Origin of the sequence: Pedobacter puniceum (assembly GCF_009674685.1) — a bacterium.
GTDB lineage: Bacteria > Bacteroidota > Bacteroidia > Sphingobacteriales > Sphingobacteriaceae > Pseudopedobacter > Pseudopedobacter puniceum.
In genome coordinates, this window is record NZ_WKJI01000008.1 from 52,212 (window position 1) to 73,868 (window position 21,657).

General features: G+C 35.1%; 21 protein-coding genes. 12 read left to right on the forward strand and 9 right to left on the reverse strand.

Translation table 11 applies throughout. The features are described from left to right. Window positions 1-43: 43 nt before the first annotated feature. Entirely contained in the window at window positions 44-1,120 is a 1,077-nt protein-coding gene (locus tag GJJ64_RS16625) for a putative type IX sorting system protein PorV2 (protein WP_154288882.1), read from the reverse strand. Beyond that, window positions 1,113-1,790 carry an ACP phosphodiesterase gene (locus GJJ64_RS16630; protein WP_154288883.1) on the reverse strand — a complete coding sequence of 226 codons (678 nt, stop codon included), beginning with the start codon at window positions 1,788-1,790 and terminating at the stop codon, window positions 1,113-1,115. Before GJJ64_RS16630 ends, GJJ64_RS16625 begins: the two co-directional genes overlap by 8 nt. A gap of 78 nt (window positions 1,791-1,868) precedes the next feature. Between GJJ64_RS16630 and tyrS the strand changes: the two genes are divergently transcribed. The 3 genes from tyrS to GJJ64_RS16645 are packed head-to-tail and all read left to right on the forward strand — an operon-like array spanning window position 1,869 to window position 4,146. Then, entirely contained in the window at window positions 1,869-3,152 is a 1,284-nt protein-coding gene (gene tyrS / locus GJJ64_RS16635) for a tyrosine--tRNA ligase (protein WP_154288884.1), read from the forward strand. 50 nt (window positions 3,153-3,202) lie between these two features. Further along, window positions 3,203-3,694: a type II RES/Xre toxin-antitoxin system antitoxin gene (gene parS / locus GJJ64_RS16640; RefSeq protein WP_154288885.1), complete on the forward strand. Its 492-nt coding sequence runs from the start codon at window positions 3,203-3,205 to the stop codon at window positions 3,692-3,694. Continuing rightward, window positions 3,694-4,146: an RES family NAD+ phosphorylase gene (locus GJJ64_RS16645; RefSeq protein WP_229655570.1), complete on the forward strand. Its 453-nt coding sequence runs from the start codon at window positions 3,694-3,696 to the stop codon at window positions 4,144-4,146. The genes parS and GJJ64_RS16645 overlap by 1 nt, the downstream gene beginning before the upstream one ends. Here GJJ64_RS16645 and GJJ64_RS16650 read toward each other — a convergent pair. Next, window positions 4,143-5,126, reverse strand: coding sequence for an acyl transferase (locus GJJ64_RS16650; protein WP_154288886.1), 984 nt, complete (start codon window positions 5,124-5,126; stop codon window positions 4,143-4,145). The genes GJJ64_RS16645 and GJJ64_RS16650 overlap by 4 nt on opposite strands. Before the next feature lie 217 nt (window positions 5,127-5,343). Here GJJ64_RS16650 and GJJ64_RS16655 point away from each other — a divergent pair, with 217 nt between their 5' ends. After that, the gene (locus tag GJJ64_RS16655; RefSeq protein ID WP_154288887.1) at window positions 5,344-7,803 is read left to right on the forward strand and encodes a glycoside hydrolase family 31 protein; all 2,460 of its coding nucleotides are present in this window, start codon (window positions 5,344-5,346) and stop codon (window positions 7,801-7,803) included. A gap of 35 nt (window positions 7,804-7,838) precedes the next feature. Here GJJ64_RS16655 and GJJ64_RS16660 read toward each other — a convergent pair whose 3' ends face one another. After that, entirely contained in the window at window positions 7,839-8,543 is a 705-nt protein-coding gene (locus GJJ64_RS16660) for an outer membrane beta-barrel protein (protein ID WP_195759316.1), read from the reverse strand. Window positions 8,544-8,708: 165 nt separating this feature from the next. Between GJJ64_RS16660 and glgB the strand changes: the two genes are divergently transcribed. Further along, a complete protein-coding gene (glgB, locus tag GJJ64_RS16665) occupies window positions 8,709-10,784 on the forward strand; it encodes a 1,4-alpha-glucan branching protein GlgB (protein ID WP_154288889.1) in 2,076 nt (691 codons plus the stop codon). Between the two features lie 63 nt (window positions 10,785-10,847). On the opposite strand, the gene GJJ64_RS16670 is transcribed toward glgB, so the two are convergent. Then, window positions 10,848-11,198, reverse strand: coding sequence for a HesB/IscA family protein (locus GJJ64_RS16670; RefSeq protein WP_026903932.1), 351 nt, complete (start codon window positions 11,196-11,198; stop codon window positions 10,848-10,850). Window positions 11,199-11,234: 36 nt separating this feature from the next. Between GJJ64_RS16670 and GJJ64_RS16675 the strand changes: the two genes are divergently transcribed. From GJJ64_RS16675 to dnaA, 5 genes are all read left to right on the forward strand, one after another. Next, on the forward strand, window positions 11,235-11,816 hold the full coding sequence (locus tag GJJ64_RS16675; RefSeq protein ID WP_229655571.1) for a DUF7935 family protein: 582 nt from the start codon (window positions 11,235-11,237) through the stop codon (window positions 11,814-11,816). 11 nt (window positions 11,817-11,827) lie between these two features. Next, the gene (locus GJJ64_RS16680) at window positions 11,828-13,378 is read left to right on the forward strand and encodes an acyl-CoA mutase large subunit family protein (protein WP_154288890.1); all 1,551 of its coding nucleotides are present in this window, start codon (window positions 11,828-11,830) and stop codon (window positions 13,376-13,378) included. A 21-nt stretch (window positions 13,379-13,399) separates the two neighbouring features. Continuing rightward, window positions 13,400-14,137: a 5'-nucleotidase C-terminal domain-containing protein gene (locus GJJ64_RS16685; RefSeq protein WP_154288891.1), complete on the forward strand. Its 738-nt coding sequence runs from the start codon at window positions 13,400-13,402 to the stop codon at window positions 14,135-14,137. Further along, window positions 14,115-15,062 carry a metallophosphoesterase gene (locus tag GJJ64_RS16690; RefSeq protein WP_154288892.1) on the forward strand — a complete coding sequence of 316 codons (948 nt, stop codon included), beginning with the start codon at window positions 14,115-14,117 and terminating at the stop codon, window positions 15,060-15,062. Before GJJ64_RS16685 ends, GJJ64_RS16690 begins: the two co-directional genes overlap by 23 nt. Before the next feature lie 98 nt (window positions 15,063-15,160). Then, window positions 15,161-16,588 carry a chromosomal replication initiator protein DnaA gene (dnaA, locus tag GJJ64_RS16695; RefSeq protein ID WP_154288893.1) on the forward strand — a complete coding sequence of 476 codons (1,428 nt, stop codon included), beginning with the start codon at window positions 15,161-15,163 and terminating at the stop codon, window positions 16,586-16,588. A gap of 272 nt (window positions 16,589-16,860) precedes the next feature. Here the strand turns inward: dnaA and GJJ64_RS16700 are convergent, their stop codons facing one another. The 4 genes from GJJ64_RS16700 to GJJ64_RS16715 all read right to left on the reverse strand — a co-directional run bounded on the left by GJJ64_RS16700 (window position 16,861) and on the right by GJJ64_RS16715 (window position 19,483). Then, complete coding sequence (locus GJJ64_RS16700) at window positions 16,861-17,412, reverse strand: NUDIX hydrolase (RefSeq protein WP_154288894.1); 552 nt, start codon at window positions 17,410-17,412, stop codon at window positions 16,861-16,863. 197 nt (window positions 17,413-17,609) lie between these two features. Beyond that, window positions 17,610-18,389 (reverse strand): TPM domain-containing protein, encoded by a 780-nt coding sequence (locus GJJ64_RS16705; protein WP_154288895.1) that lies wholly within the window; start codon window positions 18,387-18,389, stop codon window positions 17,610-17,612. Window positions 18,390-18,399: 10 nt separating this feature from the next. Further along, window positions 18,400-18,828, reverse strand: a complete 429-nt coding sequence (locus tag GJJ64_RS16710; protein WP_154288896.1) for a TPM domain-containing protein — start codon at window positions 18,826-18,828, stop codon at window positions 18,400-18,402. Window positions 18,829-18,904: 76 nt separating this feature from the next. After that, window positions 18,905-19,483 (reverse strand): LemA family protein, encoded by a 579-nt coding sequence (locus GJJ64_RS16715; protein WP_039455137.1) that lies wholly within the window; start codon window positions 19,481-19,483, stop codon window positions 18,905-18,907. Between the two features lie 93 nt (window positions 19,484-19,576). Here GJJ64_RS16715 and GJJ64_RS16720 point away from each other — a divergent pair, with 93 nt between their 5' ends. Both GJJ64_RS16720 and GJJ64_RS16725 read left to right on the forward strand, forming a co-directional pair. Beyond that, window positions 19,577-21,142, forward strand: coding sequence for an NAD(P)/FAD-dependent oxidoreductase (locus GJJ64_RS16720; RefSeq protein ID WP_154288897.1), 1,566 nt, complete (start codon window positions 19,577-19,579; stop codon window positions 21,140-21,142). A 5-nt stretch (window positions 21,143-21,147) separates the two neighbouring features. Then, on the forward strand, window positions 21,148-21,507 hold the full coding sequence (locus GJJ64_RS16725; RefSeq protein WP_154288898.1) for a CoA-binding protein: 360 nt from the start codon (window positions 21,148-21,150) through the stop codon (window positions 21,505-21,507). Window positions 21,508-21,657: the final 150 nt, after the last annotated feature.

Here is a 21,657-nt window from a genome sequence, read left to right on the forward strand (position 1 = left end):
GCGACTTAATTATTTTTGAAGTAATTGCGGTTTTGATAGGTTTCTAACGTTCAAAATCTAATCGAAGTGAGAATACATTGCTGTAAAGTGCGTCGCTTTGGTTGCCTACATTGGTTAAAGCATAATCAATAGAAAAATTCTTGATTCTGATACCTAAACCAATGTTTGGTTGTACGCTATAGGTTTGTTTTCCTTCAAAATCACTAATTTTTTGGATATTCCCGATGCCACTTCTCAAGTAAACAGTTTTTTTAAAATCAGCCTCTAGGCCAATGGTTGGATCTGCACTTATAGGGTTGGCAGATATTAAAACATTTCTTTTACCATCTGTGGTGAGGTTAAGATTAGTTTCTGTTGTTAACCCAAATTTATCGCCAAAAGCTTTATAATAGGCAACGCCTAAAACAATTCTTGGTAAAGTAGTTTCTGTTGAGTTTTGTGGGATGTCATTTCCAGTAGCGGTATATACACTTCCAAATTTATCGGGATTATAGCTCCAAGCATTAAAAGTGGTAGTGATATCTCTACCAACTGCAGAAAAAATGAAGTTTTTTAATTTGTATTGAGCGCCAACATCAAAGCCAAAACCCCAAGATTTTCCATATTCTCCAACTTTCCTATGGATAACTTTTACATTGGCCCCATAACTTAAACCATCTTCATCGCTTTGTCTGCCTTTATGGTTGCGGGCATAGCTAAACATAAAAGCATAATCTGCCGCAGAGAAAGAACGCACCCTATCGTAATTGATACTACCATCAGCACTAATCAATTCTGAAGTGTCAGGAATATCATCCACACCAAATCTGATGACAGACACACCTACAACAGCAGTATTGTCGGCAACAAAAGTTGCAAAGCCTGCATAATCGTATTTAGCAATTCCGGCAAAGTAAGAAGAGTGCATTAAACTGGCTTGTGCATTGGTTCTCATTCTGGTTAGGCCAGCTGGGTTCCAATAACCTGCTGTTACATCATTTGCAGATGAAGCTACCGAGCCAGACATACCAAACGCTCTTGAACCAATACCAATCTGTAAAAATTCATTAGAATATTTTCTAGTTTGGGCTTGTGCAAAAAATGGTATCGTTAAAAGTAAGATTAAGAAGCGTTTAGTCATCCAGTAATTGCCGTTCTATCTCGTCAAATATAATTATAAATTTTTCTTCGATATCAAAAATATAATCAATTAAAACTTGGGTAAGTTTGTTTTCTTGCTCGGTATGAAGCGGATTAGGCCATATCCGCATAAAAATTCTTTTCAAAGCATAACTAACATTAGCAACATCTATATAACTTTTAAGGTATTGCTCTTTCTTAAACATCTCAAAAAATTTAAAAAATTGCTCTTGCTCCGGTACGTTGTTAAGGTTTAGAAAATCTATTATATGATTTTTTGATACAGTGTTTAAATGCAGGTAAAGTTTTGTAGCATCTATTTTTTGATGCTTCAATAGCAAGTGGTCTAAAATTAGTTCTATGGCGATATGACCTGCAAAAAATGGTTTTATAGGCGTATCTTTTAATGTTTCTTTTATTTTCAACTTAAGTTGATGCTGATGTTCTAAAAAAAAGCTGGCATTATGAAATAGCTTATCTACATCAAGATGTTTTTTCCACCCTTTTAAAATGGCTACTTCATGAGGCTGTTTAAATTTATCTTGGTGTTTTTCTGGAAAAATGTTACTGCTTTTATCTGCATTCTTTAATAAATCGGGCAAAATGCTCCCTAAAACTTCATAAGAGTTGGTATTGTAACGGTCAAAATAATAGTGCGAAAGGAAATTCATCTTTAATAGTTAAACCAATTCTATCTAAATCTTATATTTGCCACCTCGTTAATATAGTAAAAATTTAAATCTTATAAGATGAATTTTGTTGAAGAATTACGCTGGAGAGGTCTTTTGCATGATATTATGCCCGGTACAGAGGAAGAATTGGCTAAAGGTATGGTTACCGGTTATATTGGTTTTGACCCCACTGCAGATTCTTTACATGTTGGTAGTTTATCGCAAATATTCACTTTAGTACGTTTCCAACAAGCTGGGCATAAGCCTTTAGCTTTAGTTGGTGGCGCAACTGGAATGATAGGCGACCCTACCGGGAAGTCTCAAGAACGTAACCTTTTATCTGAAGAAGATTTGCAAAAAAATCTTCAAGGTATACAAAAGCAATTAGAGCAATTTTTAGATTTTGATTGCGGTGCCAACAGTGCAGAAATTGTAAATAATTACGATTGGTTTAAAAATTACTCTTTTCTAGATTTTATCAGAGATGCTGGTAAGCATATCACTGTTAATTATATGATGGGAAAAGATTCTGTGAAAAAACGCCTCGAAAGTGAAGTGGGGATGTCTTTTACAGAGTTTACTTACCAATTGATACAAGGTTTTGATTTTTATCATCTTTGGAAAGAAAGAGGCTGCTTGTTGCAGATGGGAGGCTCAGACCAATGGGGTAATATTGTTACCGGTACAGAGTTTATTAGAAGAAAAGCAGGCGGACAAGCTTTTGCTTTAACATCTCCTTTAATTAAAAAATCAGACGGAACTAAATTTGGTAAAACAGAGGGTGGTAATATATGGCTTGATGCTAAGAAAACCAGTCCGTACCAATTCTACCAATTTTGGTTAAATTCTTCTGATGAGGATGCAGCTAATTTTATTAAAATTTTCACTTTCTTTTCTAAGCAGGAGGTTGATGATTTATTGGCACAACATCAGCCAGCGCCTCATTTAAGGGTATTGCAGAAAGCTCTGGCAGAAGATATTACTAGAAGGGTACACGGCGAAGCGGCTTTGCAAACAGCTATCAATACTACTGATTTTCTTTTTGGCAATGGTTCTTTAGATTTCTTAAAGGCTTTAAGCCACGATGAAGTTTTAGGTGTTTTTGAAGGTATTCCGCAATTTACAATACCTAAAACATCTTTAGATACTGGCACTGATATTTTAACTTTATTGGCAGAGCAAACTCAAATTTTCCCTTCTAAAGGTGAGGCTAGAAAAATGATTCAAGGTGGTGGAGTTTCTTTAAATAGAGAGAAAATTACAGCTCCAGATGTTGTTGTAAATGCTTCATCCTTAATAAGTAATAGCTTTTTAGTAGTGCAAAGAGGTAAAAAAAATTATTTCTTAATTATAGCATCTTAAATTCGAGTAATCAGACAAAATTTATATATTTGCGTATAAATGTCTGATTTATGAAAAATAATAAAGTAGAGGAGCCTCTAATTGAATATATAACACAACCGCAAGAAACTCTTCATGCGGTTGTGTCTTTACTTGGCGGCTTAGGTGTTTTAAATTTCAAAAGACCTATATCTTCAGATTTTGATTTACTTGAGCTCACTAGAGCCGGTTTGCCTAAAAAAGCTTTGGTTCACTTGATTAAATCTGTTGCTTTTACTTTTCAAGAGCTTGCTGCTATAATGCATATCTCTGAGCGTACTTTACAACGTTTTGATGAAAATACTTTAATAGATGCTGCATACTCAGAAAAAGCCATTGAGCTAGCTCGTCTTTATGTAAGAGGTGAGCAAGTTTTTGGTTCTCTAGAGCGCTTTAAACTTTGGATGAAAACGCCTTCTTATGTTTTTAAAAATCAAACTCCTGCATCTTTCTTAGATACTTCTTTAGGTTTTGATTTAATCTCAAAAGAGCTTGGTCGTATAGAGCATGGTTTATTTGCTTAATGATGGAGCTTTTTAGATTAGCTAATGCGAAGTACATTCAGGATTTATCTGGTACTGGTGCTCGCTTATATGGTGGCAGATGGAATAGTGTTGGTACTCCGGCAATTTATTTAGCTTCTTCAAAATCGCTTGCAGTTTTAGAGGTTTTGGTACATTTAAATCCAGCGTTATTTCCTGATGATTTTTGCATGGCAAGTTTTGAAGTGCCTGATGATAGTTTTACTACTTTGTCTTTAGAGAAACTTCCGGCTGATTGGAAAAATAATCAGGAACAGCTTCTTAAGCGTTTTGGTGATGAGTTTATCCGGCAGAATGAATATTTAGGTTTAAAAGTTCCTTCCGCAATTGTTGATGATGAGTATAATTATATCTTAAATCCAAATCATCCCTACATGGGAAAAGTGAACTTAAAATTGGTGAAGCCGTTTGTTTTTGATAATCGCTTGGTTTAGCCTATCAATAGGTTACATCCTCTGATATCGCTATTGTCAAATCTTCCCAGTACTTCAAATGTGTTATTGCGATAGCATTTACCTAAATCTTGTGTTGCAATAAAAGAACACGAATTTATATTGGCTAAATCTATCACATTAATGCCGCCAGTTTTATTTTGTTCTAAATAGCTTAGCGGGTCATTTACATCTCTTATCATAACTTTCATCCAAGGTGGGCATTCAAAAATGCCATCTCCTTTAGAATATGCTTGCGATAAAAGCTCAGTCATTCCATATTCAGAGTGAATATGCTTCACACCAAAACCTTTGCAAAGCGTTTGATGCAGTTCTTCTCTTATCATTTCTTTTCGCCTACCTTTCATGCCTCCGGTTTCCATAATTATCAACTCAGGAAAATGTATTTGGTAAGCCTCAATAAAATCTAATAAAGCATAGGTTACGCCAATTAAAACTGTTTTTTGGTTTTGCTTTTTTAATTTTTCTAGTTTGTTGAAAAGTAATTCATGATCATACAATAAGAAAGCACTTTCTGGGTGTTGGCTAGTTTTAATCAAATCATCAATCATATAAATTAATGATGAACCTTCTCTTTCTAAATAATTAGGTAATAAAGCCAAAAAACAATATTCGGTAGCGGCACCATAAAAAATCTCGAAAGCTTTTTGATAGCTATCTTCATAATAGCTAACATCTTGTACAAAGTGCTTACTTGTTGAAGAGCCAGTAGTACCAGAGCTACTAAAAGCAATTTCTGCTTCTTTATTTGGAGCTATGAGTTTATGACCTTTAAAAAATTCTATAGGTAAAAAAGGTATATCTGTATAATGCTGTATAGATATCCAATTTGGATTTAAGTGATGAACAAACTCTTGATAAACAGGTATATTTTCTATTTGAAACCGGAAAACAGCCAAAGCAACCTCATTAAATTGTGCTTCTGTTTTAATCTCAAAAATACTCTTCTTGTTTATGTTCATAAGCTACAAATATAAGCATTAGGCGTACGAAGCTTAATTTATTAGCATAATATTACAGACCTATGAAAACGATTACAAATTGAGGTTATTTTTAATAAAATATTTGATTTGTTGATAAAATCATAACAAATCAACACTTAATTTATAGTAATCTTATCAAAAATAAGTGTTTTATTTGTAATAGATTATCATGATATTAGAAGCAAAGAATCATAATATGAAAGAACAAGAGCCAAAAAGCCACCCTATAGAGTTTACTGCAGAAGATTTAGAACAAGAAATACAACATGTTAATAACCCCATTGTAGGTTTAAAGCCTATAGAAAAAAAATATTTGGGTAAAGTAACAGAGGTTAGACAAGAAAATAACCGTTATATTTTTAGTGATGGAGATGCTTCTGTTGAGATTAGAGTTGTAAGCGATGAGATTATAAAGGTAAGAATGGCGCCTCATAGCGTTTTCCTAGAAGAGTTCTCTTACGCAGTACCAAAGTTAGACCAACGTGTAGCTGTATTTACTTTTACCGAGGAGGATGATAGATACGCTGTATCTACTAATACTGTTACTTGCTTTATCAATAAAGCCGATTTTAGAATCTCTTTTGCAGATAATGACAGCAATATCATCAATGAAGATTTCCAAGCTATGCATTACGAAGAAAATGTACAGTTTGGTGGTTATTATGTGTATTGTACCAAAACTTGTTTCCCCGAGGAGAGTTTCTACGGTCTAGGCGATAAACCTACCGATTTTAATTTAAGAGGTAAGCGACTTCAAAATTGGAATTCTGATACCTATTCTTTTGCAAAACATCAAGATCCATTATACAGAAGTATTCCTTTTTACATCAGTTTAAATAAAGGTGTTGCTCATGGTATTTTCATGGATAATACCTTTAAAACGCATTTTGATTTTGCGCATGAAGATGCTGGTAAAACCAGTTTCTGGGCAGATGGTGGCGAACTTCAATACTATTACATTCACGGGCCACATATGATGGATGTGGTAAAAAGATACCACACCTTAACGGGGACCCATAAATTACCTCCAATTTGGGCTTTAGGCTATCATCAATGTAGATGGAGTTATTATCCAGAATCTAAACTTAAAGATTTAGCAGATAATTTCAGAAAGAGAAAAATCCCTTGCGATGCTCTTTATCTTGATATAGATTATATGGACGGTTACCGTTGTTTCACCTGGAATAAGAAGTATTTCCCTAATCCTAAAAAGATGATTAAGGAGCTTTCTGATGATGGTTTTAAAACGGTAGTTATTATAGACCCAGGTATTAAAGTTGATAATAACTACTGGGTATTTAAGGAGGGTAAAGAAAATAAATACTTCTGCCGTAGAAGTGATGATTACTTTATGGAAGGTCATGTTTGGCCAGGTCGTTGCCAATTTCCTGATTTCACCAACCCAGAAGTAAGACAATGGTGGGGAACTTTATTTAAAGAATTAGTTGAAGTTGGCGTTGCCGGTGTTTGGAATGATATGAATGAGCCTGCTGTATTTGGCTCAGGAACTTTCCCTGATGATGTTCGTCATCAATATGATGGTCATCGTGGGTCTCATCGTAAAGCACATAACGTTTACGGTATGCAAATGGTAAGAGCTACTTATGATGGTTTAAAACTCCTACAAAAAAATAAAAGGCCATTCACCATTACCAGAGCAGGTTATGCAGGTGTACAAAGATACAGCAGCGTATGGACAGGCGATAACGTAGCAACTTGGGAACATCTTAAAATAGGAAGTATTCAAATGCAGCGTTTATCCGTATCCGGAATTCCTTTTGCAGGTACAGATATAGGCGGCTTTAGTGGCGAGCCTTCTGGCGAATTATTCACCAGATGGATACAGCTAGGTGTTTTTTCTCCATTTATGAGGGCCCATTCTGCTGGAGATACTGCCGAGCGTGAGCCTTGGAGCTTTGGTCCGGAGTTAGAAGATATCAACCGTAAATTTATTGAGCTACGTTACAAGCTTTTACCATATATCTACTCAACATTTTGGGAGCATCACCGTTATGGTTTCCCAATTTTACGTCCGGTGGTGATGATAGAACAACACAACCCTACCAACCATTATCGTGAAGATGAATTTACTTTCGGAGATAAAATTTTGGTTTGTCCTGTTTTAGAGGAAGGTGCTACCAGTCGTCGTTTATATTTGCCAGAAGGCCAATGGTTTGATTACTGGACACATGAAAGTATAACAGGAGGCAAAGAGCTAGATGTGCTAGCGCCTTTAGATTCTATGCCGATTTTTGTAAAAGCAGGTTCTGTTATTCCAGAATTCCCGGTTATGCAACATGTTAACGAGTTTGAAGTAGAAGAAATGATTTTCCAAGTTTACTACTCAGATTATGAAGTAAACTCTTTCTATTTTGAAGATCATGGAGATACTTTTGCTTACGAACAAGATATTTATCTAGAGAAAAAGTTTGTAGTAAATGGAGATAAAAAATCAATGCTTATTAAACAAAGCATAGAGGGTTTGTTTACACCGCGTTATGAAACTTATGATTTAAAAATCATCGGGCTTCCATTTAAGCCATCTAAAGTAGTGATAGATGGTAAAGATTATACCGGAGATCTTGCTTTTGATGATTTAAAAAGAGTAAGGTTAAAAGTGAATAAAAACTTTAGACAAGTTCAAATCTTTAAGTAATAAATAAGAAAGCCGGATAAAAAATCCGGCTTTCTTTATTTAAATCTGTACCCTAAGGATAAGCCTAAATTATTATGATACATAGTATTGTTGTCGTTGGGGCTAACATCATAAATACCAAGTCCTAAACTCAAACCTAAACTCAAACCTTTTTTAAATTCATAACCAAGCTGAATATTAGCGCCAAAATCTAAGTTTTTAAAATCATCCTCAGTACTATTACCAAAATTGGTTTTTTCTTCTTCTTTTAAAACTAATTCTAAGCTATTGCTAGAAATGGTTGACAGCATAAATAGTTCCGTTTTAATTTTACCATTTATACCGATAGCTGCATAAGGTCCTGCACCGATAAAAAAGTTACCTTTCCCAGCATTAAATCTAAAAAGACCATAAATAGGAATTTCAATATAGTTACCTTTAATATCGCTTCTTAAAGAAAAAAACTTCCCAACATCATCTATTCCGGTAATATCCTGTTTAAATCCTTTAACAATATAATTTAAACCTCCTTGTAAATAGAAAAGTTTTCCAACATGATGTTCCGCAAAACCACTTATCGTAAAGGACGAAATACTATTTATATCTAAATTGATATTTGCTGGCGTAAAAAGTGTTTCTGTTACAATAGAAGCATTACTAGATGTAACTCTTACTCCATAGGCGAATTTTTTAGGGCTATCTTGCGCCAAACTTTTAAAGTATAATAAAGCCAAAAAGGGTAGAAGTAGTTTTGTTTTCATTAAATTAATTTTTGTTAAAAATATGATTTTATTTATTTCCTGATAAATTATTCTTTCAATCGCAATCCTTTTCATAAATTGTACATGTAAAAACAGGCATGGCTTGTTTATTGCTTAAATCCATCCAAAAAATCAAACAAGAAAGCATCAACTATAAAATTATTCATGGCAAAAAAAACTAAAGAAATTGATATAACAGAGGTTAAGAAAGAAGTAAAGAAAAAAGCGCCTACTGTAAAGAAAAAAGCTGTAGTAGAAAGTGCAGGGGTAGAAAAAGTGAAAAAAACAGCTATAAAGAAAGTTGCTAAAGCCAGTGAAGAGTCATTACCATTTCATGACTTTCAAGTTAAATATTATTCAAAATTTACCGATTTTGATATCAGTTTATTTAGAGCAGGTAAGCATTTCAAGTTGTATGAAAAATTTGGCTCGCATGTTCTAGCGCTTGATGGTGTAGTAGGAACTTATTTTTCTGTTTGGGCACCCAATGCCCAATATGTTTCTGTTACGGGTAATTTTAATGGTTGGGATAAAGGCTCTCATCCGTTAATGGTAAGATGGGATGATTCTGGTATTTGGGAAGGTTTTATTCCTCATGTAGGTAATGGCGAAATTTATAAATATTTCATTAGCTCTTTTAGTGGCGAGGAAATGGAAAAAGCCGATCCCTTTGCTTTGAGAAGTGAAGAAGCCCCAAAAACAGCATCTATTGTTTGGGATACTTGGTACGAGTGGAAAGACCAAAATTGGATGAAAAAAAGGCATCAGCATAATGCTCTAAATAAACCTATGTCTGTTTACGAGGTGCATTTTGGCTCTTGGGCTCGTGGTCCAGAATCTCCAGATCAATTTCTTTCTTTTAGAGATATGGCGCCAAAGTTGGTATCCCATGTTAAAGAAATGGGTTTTACGCATGTAGAATTTATGCCTTTGATGGAGCACCCATTTTACCCGAGTTGGGGTTATCAAATAACAGGTTATTTTGCTGCAACTTCTCGTTACGGTACACCACAAGACTTAATGTTCTTAATAGAAGAGTTCCATAAAAATGATATAGGTGTCATATTTGACTGGGTGCCTTCTCATTTTCCTGGAGATGCGCATGGTTTATTTAAATTTGATGGTACACATCTTTATGAACATGCCGATGAACGAAAAGGCTTTCATCCAGATTGGAAATCGCACATTTTTAACTATGGAAGAAATGAGGTTAGAGCTTTTCTTATTTCCAATGCTTTGTTCTTGCTAGACCGTTTCCATACCGATGGTTTACGTGTTGATGCTGTAGCATCGATGCTATATTTAGATTATTCTAGAAAAGAAGGCGAGTGGATTCCTAATGAATATGGTGGTAGGGAAAATTTAGAAGCTATATCTTTTTTGAAAGATTTTAATGAGGCTGTTTATGCTCATTTCCCCGATGTACAAACCATTGCAGAAGAATCAACATCTTTTGGCGGCGTAAGTCATCCAACTTTTACAGGAGGTTTAGGTTTTGGCCAAAAATGGATGATGGGTTGGATGAATGATACCTTGAAGTATTTCAAAAAAGATCCGGCACACCGTAAATTCCATCATCAGGATTTAACATTTAGTACAGTTTACGCTTTTAGCGAGAATTTTATGCTGCCTTTATCTCATGATGAAGTGGTACACGGTAAAGGTTCTTTAATTAATAAAATGCCTGGAGATGAATGGCAAAAATTTGCTAATCTCAGAACTTTATACGGATACATGTGGACACACCCCGGTACTAAATTATTGTTTATGGGCGGCGAGTTTGCACAAACAAAAGAATGGAACCAACAGCATTCTTTAGATTGGCATTTACTAGAGTATGCACCACACCAAGGCATCAAAAAATTAGTTACGGCGCTTAATAAACTTTATAGAACAGAACCTGCCATGTACGAACGTTCTTTTACAGGTACAGGTTTTGAGTGGATTGTGAATGATGATGCCGAGAATTCTGTTCTCGTTTATGCTAGAAAAGGTAATAATCCTAAAGACGATTTAATAGTAGTTATAAACTTAACTCCTGTTCCAAGAGAACAATACAGGTTTGGTGTTACCAGACCTGGCAATTGGCATGAAATTTTTAATTCTGATGATGAGCAATATTGGGGTAGCGGAATAAAAAATGCACCAACAGCAAGTGAGGCGCATGGTAGCCATTGGAAATCTAACTCAATAAAAGTAAATATACCGCCTTTAGCAATAGTTGTTTTTAAGGCTATTTAATAAAAAACGCCGTACTTGGGAATAAGTACGGCGTTTTTATTATCAAAACTAAAAACTAATTTTTTAAACAGAGAAGCTAGTACCGCAGCCGCAAGTTTTAGCAGCGTTTGGGTTATTAAAAACAAAGCCTCTGGCGTTTAATCCTTGTTGAAAATCAACCTCCATGCCTGCCAAATACAAACCATGAGCCTTATTCATGAAGCATCTTATACCATCTATATCGTATTCTGTGTCGCCTTCTTTCTTTTGGTCAAAACCCAAAACATAATTCATTCCGGCACAACCACCACCCTCAACGCCAAGTCTTAAACCAAATTCTTCGCTTAATTCTTGTTGTTCCATTAACTTTTTCACTTCTTTTTTCGCACCTTCGGTTAATGTTACAGGTGAAACTGCTGTTACTGCTGTACTCATAATAATTATTTTATTGTTGCACAAATATAAGGTAAAATGCAGATTTTTGTTTTTACAAGAATCAATTTTACCAATACTTTACAATTTAGAATGGACGCTTTAACGTTTTTATTAGATGTTTTAAAATACACATTATCAGGTTTTTTTGTAATACTAGGCTCATACTTCTTATTTAAAAGCCAGTTTGATGCTTATTACAATTTAAAAGAACTAGAATATCGTTCATCTGTACTTAAAGATATTTTACCACTAAGGTTGCAAGCTTATGAAAGGATGACTCTTTTTATAGAGCGTATTAACCCATCAAACTTATTATTAAGATTACATGTTTCTGGCATGTCTGCAAAAGAGATGCAAAACGTAATCTTAACCGAGGTTAGGGCAGAATATCAGCACAACTTAGCTCAGCAAATTTATCTTACTAATGATGCTTGGCAAATTATCAAAAGAGTTAAAGATGATACCATAAGCATCATAAATGCAGCAGTAAAAAGCCTTCCGGCTGATGCTAGCGCTGTAGATTTAAGTAAAGTTGTTTTTTCTCGTTTAGATAGTATAGAGGAAAACCCTTACGAGCTAGCTTTGTTAGTGATTAAAAAAGATATTCAAGAAATGTAAATTATTAGGTTATGGCTGATAAAATCAATAAAACAACTTCAGGTGTAGAGATTAAGGAAGTTTACCATCAGCCTACTAAACAGAATAATGAAAAACCTGGCGAATTCCCATTTACTAGAGGTATACAAAAAGATATGTACCGCGGTAGATTATGGACAATGCGCCAATATGCAGGTTTTTCTACTGCCGAAGAATCTAATAAAAGATATCATTATTTATTACAGCAGGGTACAACAGGATTATCTGTAGCTTTTGATTTGCCAACACAAATAGGTTATGATTCTAATCATGACATGGCAGAAGGCGAAGTGGGTAAAGTAGGTGTCGCCATAGACTCTTTAGAGGATATGGAAATACTTTTTGATGGCATTAAGCTAGCGGATATTACTACTTCAATGACCATCAACGCTACGGCAGCCACATTACTAGCCATGTATATTGCTTTAGCAAAAAAACAAGGAGCTGATTTATCTCAAATTTCAGGAACTATACAAAATGATATTTTAAAAGAATACGCTGCCAGAGGTACTTATATTTATCCGCCAAAACCTTCTATGCGTCTCATAACAGATATCTTTGAGTATTGCAGCAAAGAGCTTCCTAAATGGAACACCATTTCGATATCAGGTTATCATATCAGAGAAGCTGGCTCAACAGCGGTACAAGAGTTAGCCTTTACTTTAGCAAACGGAAAAGCATATTTACGAGCAGCCATAGATAAAGGTTTAGATATTAATCTTTTTGCACAGCGTTTATCATTTTTCTTCAATTGCCATAATAATTTTTTTGAAGAGATTGCCAAATTTAGAGCAGCCAGAAGAATATGGGCAAACATCACCAAATCTTTAGGGGCAACAAACAGTAAAGCACAACAGTTACGTTTTCATACGCAAACAGGTGGCTCTACTTTAACAGCGCAACAACCTCAAAATAATATTGTAAGGGTAACAAATCAAGCTTTGGCTGCTGTTTTGGGCGGGACACAGTCTTTACACACCAACGGTTTTGATGAAGCTTTATCTCTTCCAACAGAAGAAGCAGCTAAAATAGCTTTAAGAACGCAGCAAATTATTGCATTTGAAACAGGTGTAACGCAAACGGTAGACCCTCTTGCTGGTTCTTATTTTATAGAGTCACTTACAGATGAATTAGAAAAATTAGCTCAAACATATATAGATAGGATAGATAGCATGGGTGGGGCTGTACAAGCTATAGAAAATGGTTTTATACAAGGTGAAATTGCAGCAGCAGCTTATGATTATCAAAAAGCCGTAGAAAATGGCGAGCAAATTATTGTTGGGGTAAATAAATATCAGGAAAAGGAAAGTATTAAGCAGGATGTTTTTCGTGTTGATGACAGCATCAGAAAAACACAAATCGAGAAAATTAAGCTGCTAAAAGAAAGAAGAAACCAAGAAGCCGTTACACAAAAACTAGCCGATTTGAAGCTTGCTGCAAAAAATAACCTAAACGTAATGCCTTTTTTACTTGACGCAGTTGAAGAATATGCAACTTTAGGCGAAATTGCCGATACTTTTAGAGAAGTATTTGGAGAATACTAAAACACTAACTAAATCATCAATATGAAATTTAAATTTTTAATAGTTGCTCTCACAGCACTATTATTACAGGCTTGTGGTGTTCATTATCATGTAAAGAACACCCAAAAGCAAATTTACCCTATCTCGGCAGATTTTCCTGCCGATGTTACCCTCAGTAATTTTTATAAACCATACAAGCAACAATTAGATTCTATCATGAATGATGTTGTAGCAGTATCCGCCAAGGAAATTCAGAAAGGTAAGCCAGAAGCTCCTTTAAACAATTTTTTTGCAGATGCCATGTATGTAAGTGCCAAAGTCAAAAAAATTCAGTTTGATTTTGCTTATACCAATTACGGTGGTTTGCGTACTTCTCTGCCAAAGGGAAATATTCCGCGTTATAAAATTTTTGAATTGATGCCTTTTGAAAATGCTTTCGCAACAGCTACTTTCTCAGGTCAAATTATTCAAGAATTTTTCAACTTTTTGGCCAGCAGTGGTGGCGAGCCTATTTCTGGAGCAACTTTTACCATAGAAAACGGAAAAGCTACAGATGTTAAAATCAATGGTGAGCCTATCAATTTAGAAAAAAATTATACCATCTTAACATCCGATTATATGATAAACGGCGGTGATGGCGGAGAAATTTTCACAAAAGCAATCTCTAAAAAAGTTTATGATTACAAGCTTAGAGATGGACTGTTAGATTATCTCTCAACATTCAAAAACAAAAATCAAATTTTAAATCCTGTAAACGATGGAAGAATTAAGCTTAAATAGAAGAGGTTTTTTAAAAGGTTCTCTATCAGCCGCAGCTTTATTAGCAATGGGTTTTAACCCAGTTAGTGTATTTGCCGAAGAAGATTTCGTAAAACTTACCATACTTCATACTAACGATGTGCATAGTAGGATAGACCCATTCCCTATGGATGGCTCACGTAACCAAGGTAAAGGTGGTGTTGCGCCAAGAGCTACACTTATCAATAATATCCGAAAAGAAGAAAAGAACGTTTTATTACTTGATGCCGGTGATATTTTCCAAGGCACACCTTATTTTAACTATTGGGGTGGCGAGTTAGAAATTAAAATGATGAGCATGATGGGTTATGATGCCGCTATCATGGGAAATCATGATTTTGATAACGGAGTTGAAGGCTTTGCTAAACAATTACCACATGCTAAATTCCCAATCTTAAATGCCAATTATGATTTTACAAATACCACATTAGAAGGCAAGACCAAAGGCTATCAAATCTTTAATAAAGGAGGTTTAAAAATTGGTGTGTATGGCTTGGGTATAGAGTTGACAGGTTTAGTAAATCAGCAGCAATACGGAGAAACTAAATACCTAGATCCTATCAAAAAAGCTTTAGAAATGGAGCGCTTTTTAAAACAAGATCAAAAGTGTGATTTAGTCATCTGCCTTTCTCATTTAGGCTTTAAATATCGCGAAAATAAGGTTTCTGATATTGTTTTGGCCCAAAACACATACTTTACAGACTTAATTATTGGCGGTCATACTCATACATTTTTAAATACGCCAGAAAGCGTAAGAAATTTATTAGGTAAAGAAACTTTGGTTAATCAAGTAGGTTTTGCCGGAATCAATTTAGGCCGTATAGATTATATTTTCACAAAAGAAAAAAAGAAAAAAATAACTTATTCTTCTGCTATTGAAGTAATTGAAAATAATTTCAAAATTTAGTTTTTTTAAACCAATTTTTTTTTCAATCTTCGAGACTCGGAAGTAAGCAACCCCGCAACGCTTCCATCGCATTTAGAATCAGATTATTAAAAAAATATATGGAAAAAACGTGTACCCATGTTTGGGAAAACTGTCTTCAAATCATTAAGGATAATATCCCAAGCCAGAGTTTTAAAACCTGGTTTGAGCCTATCACTCCACTAAGATTAGAAGGAAGTGTTCTTACGATTCAGGTACCTAGTTTGTTCTTTTATGAATGGCTGGAAGAACATTATGTAGGTCTTTTAAGGAAGACAATTAAAAACCAGTTGGGAGACTCTGGCAGATTAGAATACAACATTGTTGTAGAAAAATCTTCTTCACAGAAGCCTTACACTACAAATATTCCTTCAAGTGGTAACGGTGCAGAAGGTAAAAACCAGTCTATCCCAATGCCTGTTGCTTTAAACAAGGATATCAAAAATCCTTTCGTAATCCCCGGATTAAAAAAGTTACAGGTAGATCCTCAGTTAAATCCAAATTACACTTTCGAGAATTTTATTGAAGGAGATTGCAACCGTTTAGCTCGCTCTGCAGGTTATGCCGTAGCAGCAAAGCCCGGAGGCACTTCATTTAACCCTCTAATGATTTACGGAGGCGTAGGTTTAGGTAAAACTCACCTGGCACAAGCCATTGGTAATGAAATCAAAAGAAACATGCCAGATAAGTTGGTCATTTATGTTTCTTGCGAGAAATTTTGCCAGCAGTTTGTAGACTCATTAAAAAACAACACCATTAATGATTTTGTGAATTTCTATCAGGCAATGGATGTCATCATCATGGACGACATACACAACTTTGCCGGAAAAGATAAAACACAAGATATTTTCTTCCATATCTTTAATCACTTACACCAATCTGGTAAGCAATTAATCATCACTTCAGACAAAGCTCCAAAAGATTTAGCTGGTTTAGAAGAAAGATTACTTTCAAGATTTAAGTGGGGCTTATCAGCAGATCTTTCTGTTCCTGATATTGAAACCCGTATGGCTATCCTGAAAAAGAAAATGTATCAGGACGGTATAGAGCTTCCAAATGATGTTATCGAGTACGTTGCACACAACATAGACAATAACGTTCGTGAGTTAGAAGGGGCTATGGTTTCTTTACTGGCACAATCAACTTTAAATAAGAAAGAGATAGATATTTCGTTAGCTAAACAAATGCTAAAGAATTTTATCAAAAACACCAGCAAAGAAATTTCAATGGAGTATATCCAAAAACTGGTTTGCGAATATTTTGAAGTTCCGGTAGAGATGGTGAAATCAAAAACTAGAAAAAGAGAAATCGTTCAAGCTCGTCAAATTTCTATGTACTTGGCAAAAAGCCATACCAAAACATCATTAAAATCAATCGGAGCGTTTTTTGGAGGCAGAGACCACTCAACCGTAATTTACGCTTGCCAAACCGTAGAAGATTTAATAGATACCGATAAGAAATTTAAAGCTTACGTTCACGATATTCAGAAAAAGCTTAAAATGAGCTAACTCAAATTTTCTGAAGAAATCCCGTTAGGTACACACTTAACGGGATTTTTTTATTTTATCATTTTTTTGGAAAGGTACTGTAATGCAGCTTCGGTAAAAACAGTCTGGTGGTAAAACCATCCCTTCGGGACTGTACGCAATACTCCGAGCTTCACTAGGGCATTTGCTTCTATCCCGTTTAATTTAGGTGGGTTTCCCAAACTTCAATCTTTCAACATCGGTCATCAGACTTCCGACATCGGTCTCCCGACATCGGTCTTCGGACTCCCGACTTACTTCAACACACCCAATTTCAAAAAAGCATACATCAATCCCGTAACATGTAAAGCTTGAGGGATTTCATTATTCAAAAGCATTTGTTTTACTTCATCAATACTATAAAATTCAATATCAATATCTTCATGCTCATCTAAATCTTGTTCTTGTACTTTTTTGCCTCCTTTAGCCAAATAGCAATAAGTAACATTATTAGAGGTAGCAGGGTTTGGATAAATGGTAGAAACCAATTCTAAATCTTCAAACAAATAGCCTGTTTCTTCTAAAAGTTCTCTTTTAGCAGCATCAGCAGGGTTCTCATTTCCATCTATAACCCCACCCGGAATTTCTAAAGAAATAATATTCCCGCTATGACGATACTGTTTCACCATAATAACTTTCTCTTCCTCAGTAATAGCAACAACATTAACCCAATTAGGATATTCTAAAACATAATATTCTTTAGCAATTCTGCCATCAGGTAATTTACATTCATCAACTCTTAAAGTTGCCCAAGGGCGCTTTACAATATATTCAGAAGAACAAGTCTCCCATTTTTCTATACTCATGCTATAAAAATAAAAAATCCCGAATTATTTCAGGATTCTATAAAACAATTTGTGCTGATATGTTTTGACACTAACCACCTAACCACCTAACCACCTAACCACCTAACCACCTAACCACCTAACCACCTAACCACCTAACCACCTAACCACCTAACCACCTAACCACCTAACCACCTAACCACCTAACCACCTAACCACTACCAACTTCCACTACTTCCACCTCCACCAAAACTGCCACCACCAAATCCGCCGAAGCCACCGCCTCCGCCACTAAATCCACCTGATGAGCCGCCCCCCCAACCACTATTTCCTCCTCTGCCCATACCAGCCAACATAGACCACCAAACTAAATCAGCAGCACCTCTTCCACCAATCACGCTTCTTCCTCCTTTACCGCCGCCACCTTTGCTAACCCCCATGATAATAATAACAATAATGATTAAGATTACTAAGCCTACAGGGAAGCCACGTCCTTTACCTTTAATAGGTTTGTCATTTTTATATTCACCTTTAGTGAAAGCAATAATAGCATTTGTTGCAGCATTTAAACCTTCAAAATAGCGTTCTTGTTTAAAATTAGGCTTGATTTCATTCTCTATAATTCTCTTAGTTATAGCGTCTGGCAAAGCGCCTTCCATACCATAACCTGTTTGTATGGTTATTTTTCTATCTCCTAAAGAAGCTAATAAAACAACTCCAGTATTTTTTTCTTTACCACCAACACCCCAAGCTCTGCCCAATTGGTATGCATAATCATTAACCTCATATCCATCTAAAGATTTTATTAAAACCACCGTTACCTGTATAGAAGTAGAGTCATCAAAAGCAACAAGTTTTTGTTCTAAGTGGTTAATTTGTTCTGGCGATAAGGTACCTGTATAGTCATTTACCAAAGTACTTGGTTGCGCCGGAAAGTTTTGAGCAAAACCCGTATAATTAAAAAGAGTAATCAGAATTAATAAAAGTATTTTTTTCATTTTTTACGGGTTATTTCAAGAAAACAATATCATCAGAGAGTTCATTTGTGTCATGAGCAGCATAAGGGAAAAACTTTTTAAGTTGTTTGCCTGCTTCAATAATACCTACACTTAAACCCTCAGCAATATCTCCTTTTTTAAATTGTTCAAGCATTAACTCTTTAGTACTATCCCAAAAATTATGAGGCACTAAGTTATTAATCCCACTATCGCCAATAATGGCAAATTTATGGTCCTCTATAGCCAAATAAATAAGTACACCATTTTTTAATTTAGTTTTGTCCATTTCTAAATCAAAAAAACAGGTAACAGCTCTTTCGTAAGCATCTATTTCACAATTTTTTTCTAGGCAAACCCTTATTTCTCCAGAGGTTGCTTTCTCTGCCCATTCTATAGAATGTTTAATTTTTTCTTGGTCTTTATCAGATAACTGTGGCATTTGAAACCCATTAGATATGTGTGAAAATAAAACGTGAGCTTCTACATCGAAACTCACGCAAATTTATTTAGTAGCTTTAGAATTTTACTTCTGGTGCTTTTTCAGCGCCAGCTTCTGCTGCAAAACTTCCTTTCGCTGTAAAACCAAACATACCTGCAAAAATATTATTAGGGAAAGTCCTAATATTAGTATTGTATTCTTGTACAGCTTGGTTAAAATCTCTTCTGGCAACAGTAATTCTGTTTTCTGTTCCCTCAAGTTGTGCCTGTAATTCTAAAAAGTTTTGGTTAGCTTTTAATTCAGGGTATTGCTCAGAAACTACCATCAGCCTTCCTAATGCTTGAGATAACTGCCCTTGTGAAGCTTGAAATTTCTGTAAAGTTTCTGGTGTTAATTTAGTAGGGTCAACTTGCACAGAAGTAGCTTTTGCTCTAGCTTCAATCACCTGGGTAAGTGTTTCTTTTTCAAAATTTGAAACGCCTTTTACTGTATTTACCAAATTCGGAATTAAGTCTGCTCTTCTTTGGTACTGGTTTTCAACCTCACCCCATTGCGCTTTAACTTTTTCATCTAATTTAACAGAACTATTGTAACCGCAAGAACTTAATGATGTTGCAATAACAACTGCAAGAAATCCATAAAGTAATTTTTTCATTTTCTAGTTTTTTTAATTTTTTTTCAATTTAATGTTTAGATTTCAATTTTCATACCTTTGTTACAATTTGGGATAAATACCCGACAAAATAGCATGAAAAAGGAAATAGAAATTGTTATCCTTCCGGATGATATTGATAATCAAGACAAAATTTTAGTACAAATTTTAAATCAGGCTTCTTTAAAAAAAGCCGATTTAAGCCACTTTAATATTAGAAAGCGCTCTATCGATGCTCGAGGAAAGCAAGTAGTATTTCGTTTAAAAGTAGAACTATACATTAAAGAAACACCTTCTTTAACTATCCAAAATATAAAGTATCAAAATGTCAGTAACGCTAAGCCAGTAATAGTGGTGGGTGCTGGCCCGGCCGGCTTATTTGCTGCATTAAGATTAATTGAACTCGGTTTAAAACCAATAGTTTTAGAAAGAGGAAAAGACGTTAAACAAAGACGTAGAGATCTCGCAAATATCAATAAACAAGGTTTGGTAAATCCCGATTCTAATTATTGTTACGGCGAAGGTGGCGCTGGAACTTATTCCGATGGTAAATTATATACGCGTTCTAACAAAAGAGGCGATGTCAATAAAATGCTGCAAATTTTTGTCGAACATGGCGCAACAAATGATATTTTGATAGATGCAAGGCCGCATATCGGGACAAATAAGTTGCCTCAAATTATAGTAGCTATAAGAGAAACCATACTCAATAATGGTGGCGAAATTCATTTTAATACCAAACTAACAGATATAGATTGTAAAGAAGGTAAGATTAGAAAAGTATTTACCAATCACGGAGAAATCACTACCGATGTTCTTATTTTGGCAACCGGGCATTCTGCCAGAGATATTTACTACCTACTTAGAGAGAAAGATATCTTAGTAGAAGCTAAGCCTTTTGCTTTAGGTGTTCGTATAGAGCACCCTCAACAAATCATAGATAGTTTACAATACCATTGCGATATCAGACATCCTAATTTACCTCCATCTTATTATAGTTTGGTTGAGCAAATTGAAAATCGGGGAGTATTTTCATTTTGTATGTGTCCAGGTGGTATTATTGCACCTTGCGCTACTGATCATCAAGAAATTGTTGTCAACGGTTGGAGTCCTTCTAAAAGGAATAATCCTTTTGCAAATTCAGGCACAGTAGTGCAAATCAATATAGAGGATGTTAAAGGCGCTGCTAACGATCCTTTCAAAATGCTTAATTTTCAATCCGAAATAGAGAAGCTAGCTTTCAAAATAGGAGGAGGAGATCTTAAAGCCCCAGCACAAAGAATGGTTGATTTTGTTGAGAGGAGGATTTCTAACTCTTTACCAAATAATTCATACCTACCAGGGCTAACTTCTTCAAGTTTAGACGACATTTTACCGTCGATGGTCGCAAATAGGTTAAGAAAAGCACTTCCTGTTTTTGGAAGTAAAATGTTTAATAAAGATAAAAAGATAGGATACTATACTAACGAAGCAGTTTTAGTAGGGGTGGAGTCAAGAACATCGTCTCCAGTTAGAATCCCAAGAGACAAAGAAACTTTACAACATCCTCAAGTCAAAGGCCTATTCCCTTGTGCTGAAGGTGCTGGTTATGCTGGTGGTATAATTTCTGCTGCAATAGATGGTCAGGCTTGCGCAGATGCAGTATTCAATTTCTTAAAATAATCAATATGAAAAAGACTTTAATCTTGGGTGCTACACCTAATCCATCAAGATATGCTTATTTGGCTGCCAATAAATTAGTAGCTCACGGTCATGAAATTATAAATGTGGGTATTAAAAGTGGTGAAGTTGCAGGTCAGCCCATAGAAAAACCAGAAAAAATTCATGCTGATGTTGATACCATAACCATGTATGTAGGCGCTACAAATCAACCAGATTTATACGATTATATATTAAAAACAAATCCCAAACGTATTATTTTTAATCCTGGTTCAGAAAATCCCGAGCTTGAGGAGCTCGCATTAGAGAAAGGAATTGCTACAGAAGAAGCTTGCACTTTAGTATTATTAAGTACTAATGCTTACTAATTTTCTATATTGGATATGTTATTTTCAACATTTTTCGATAAGATATTCAATGAGTTAGGGGTTTAAAGGATAGAAAGGTGTTAAAAATATTTGTGAGTAAAAAAAAAGATGTGCACCTTTGCAGCCCGCAAGGGGGAAAGAAGTTGAAAT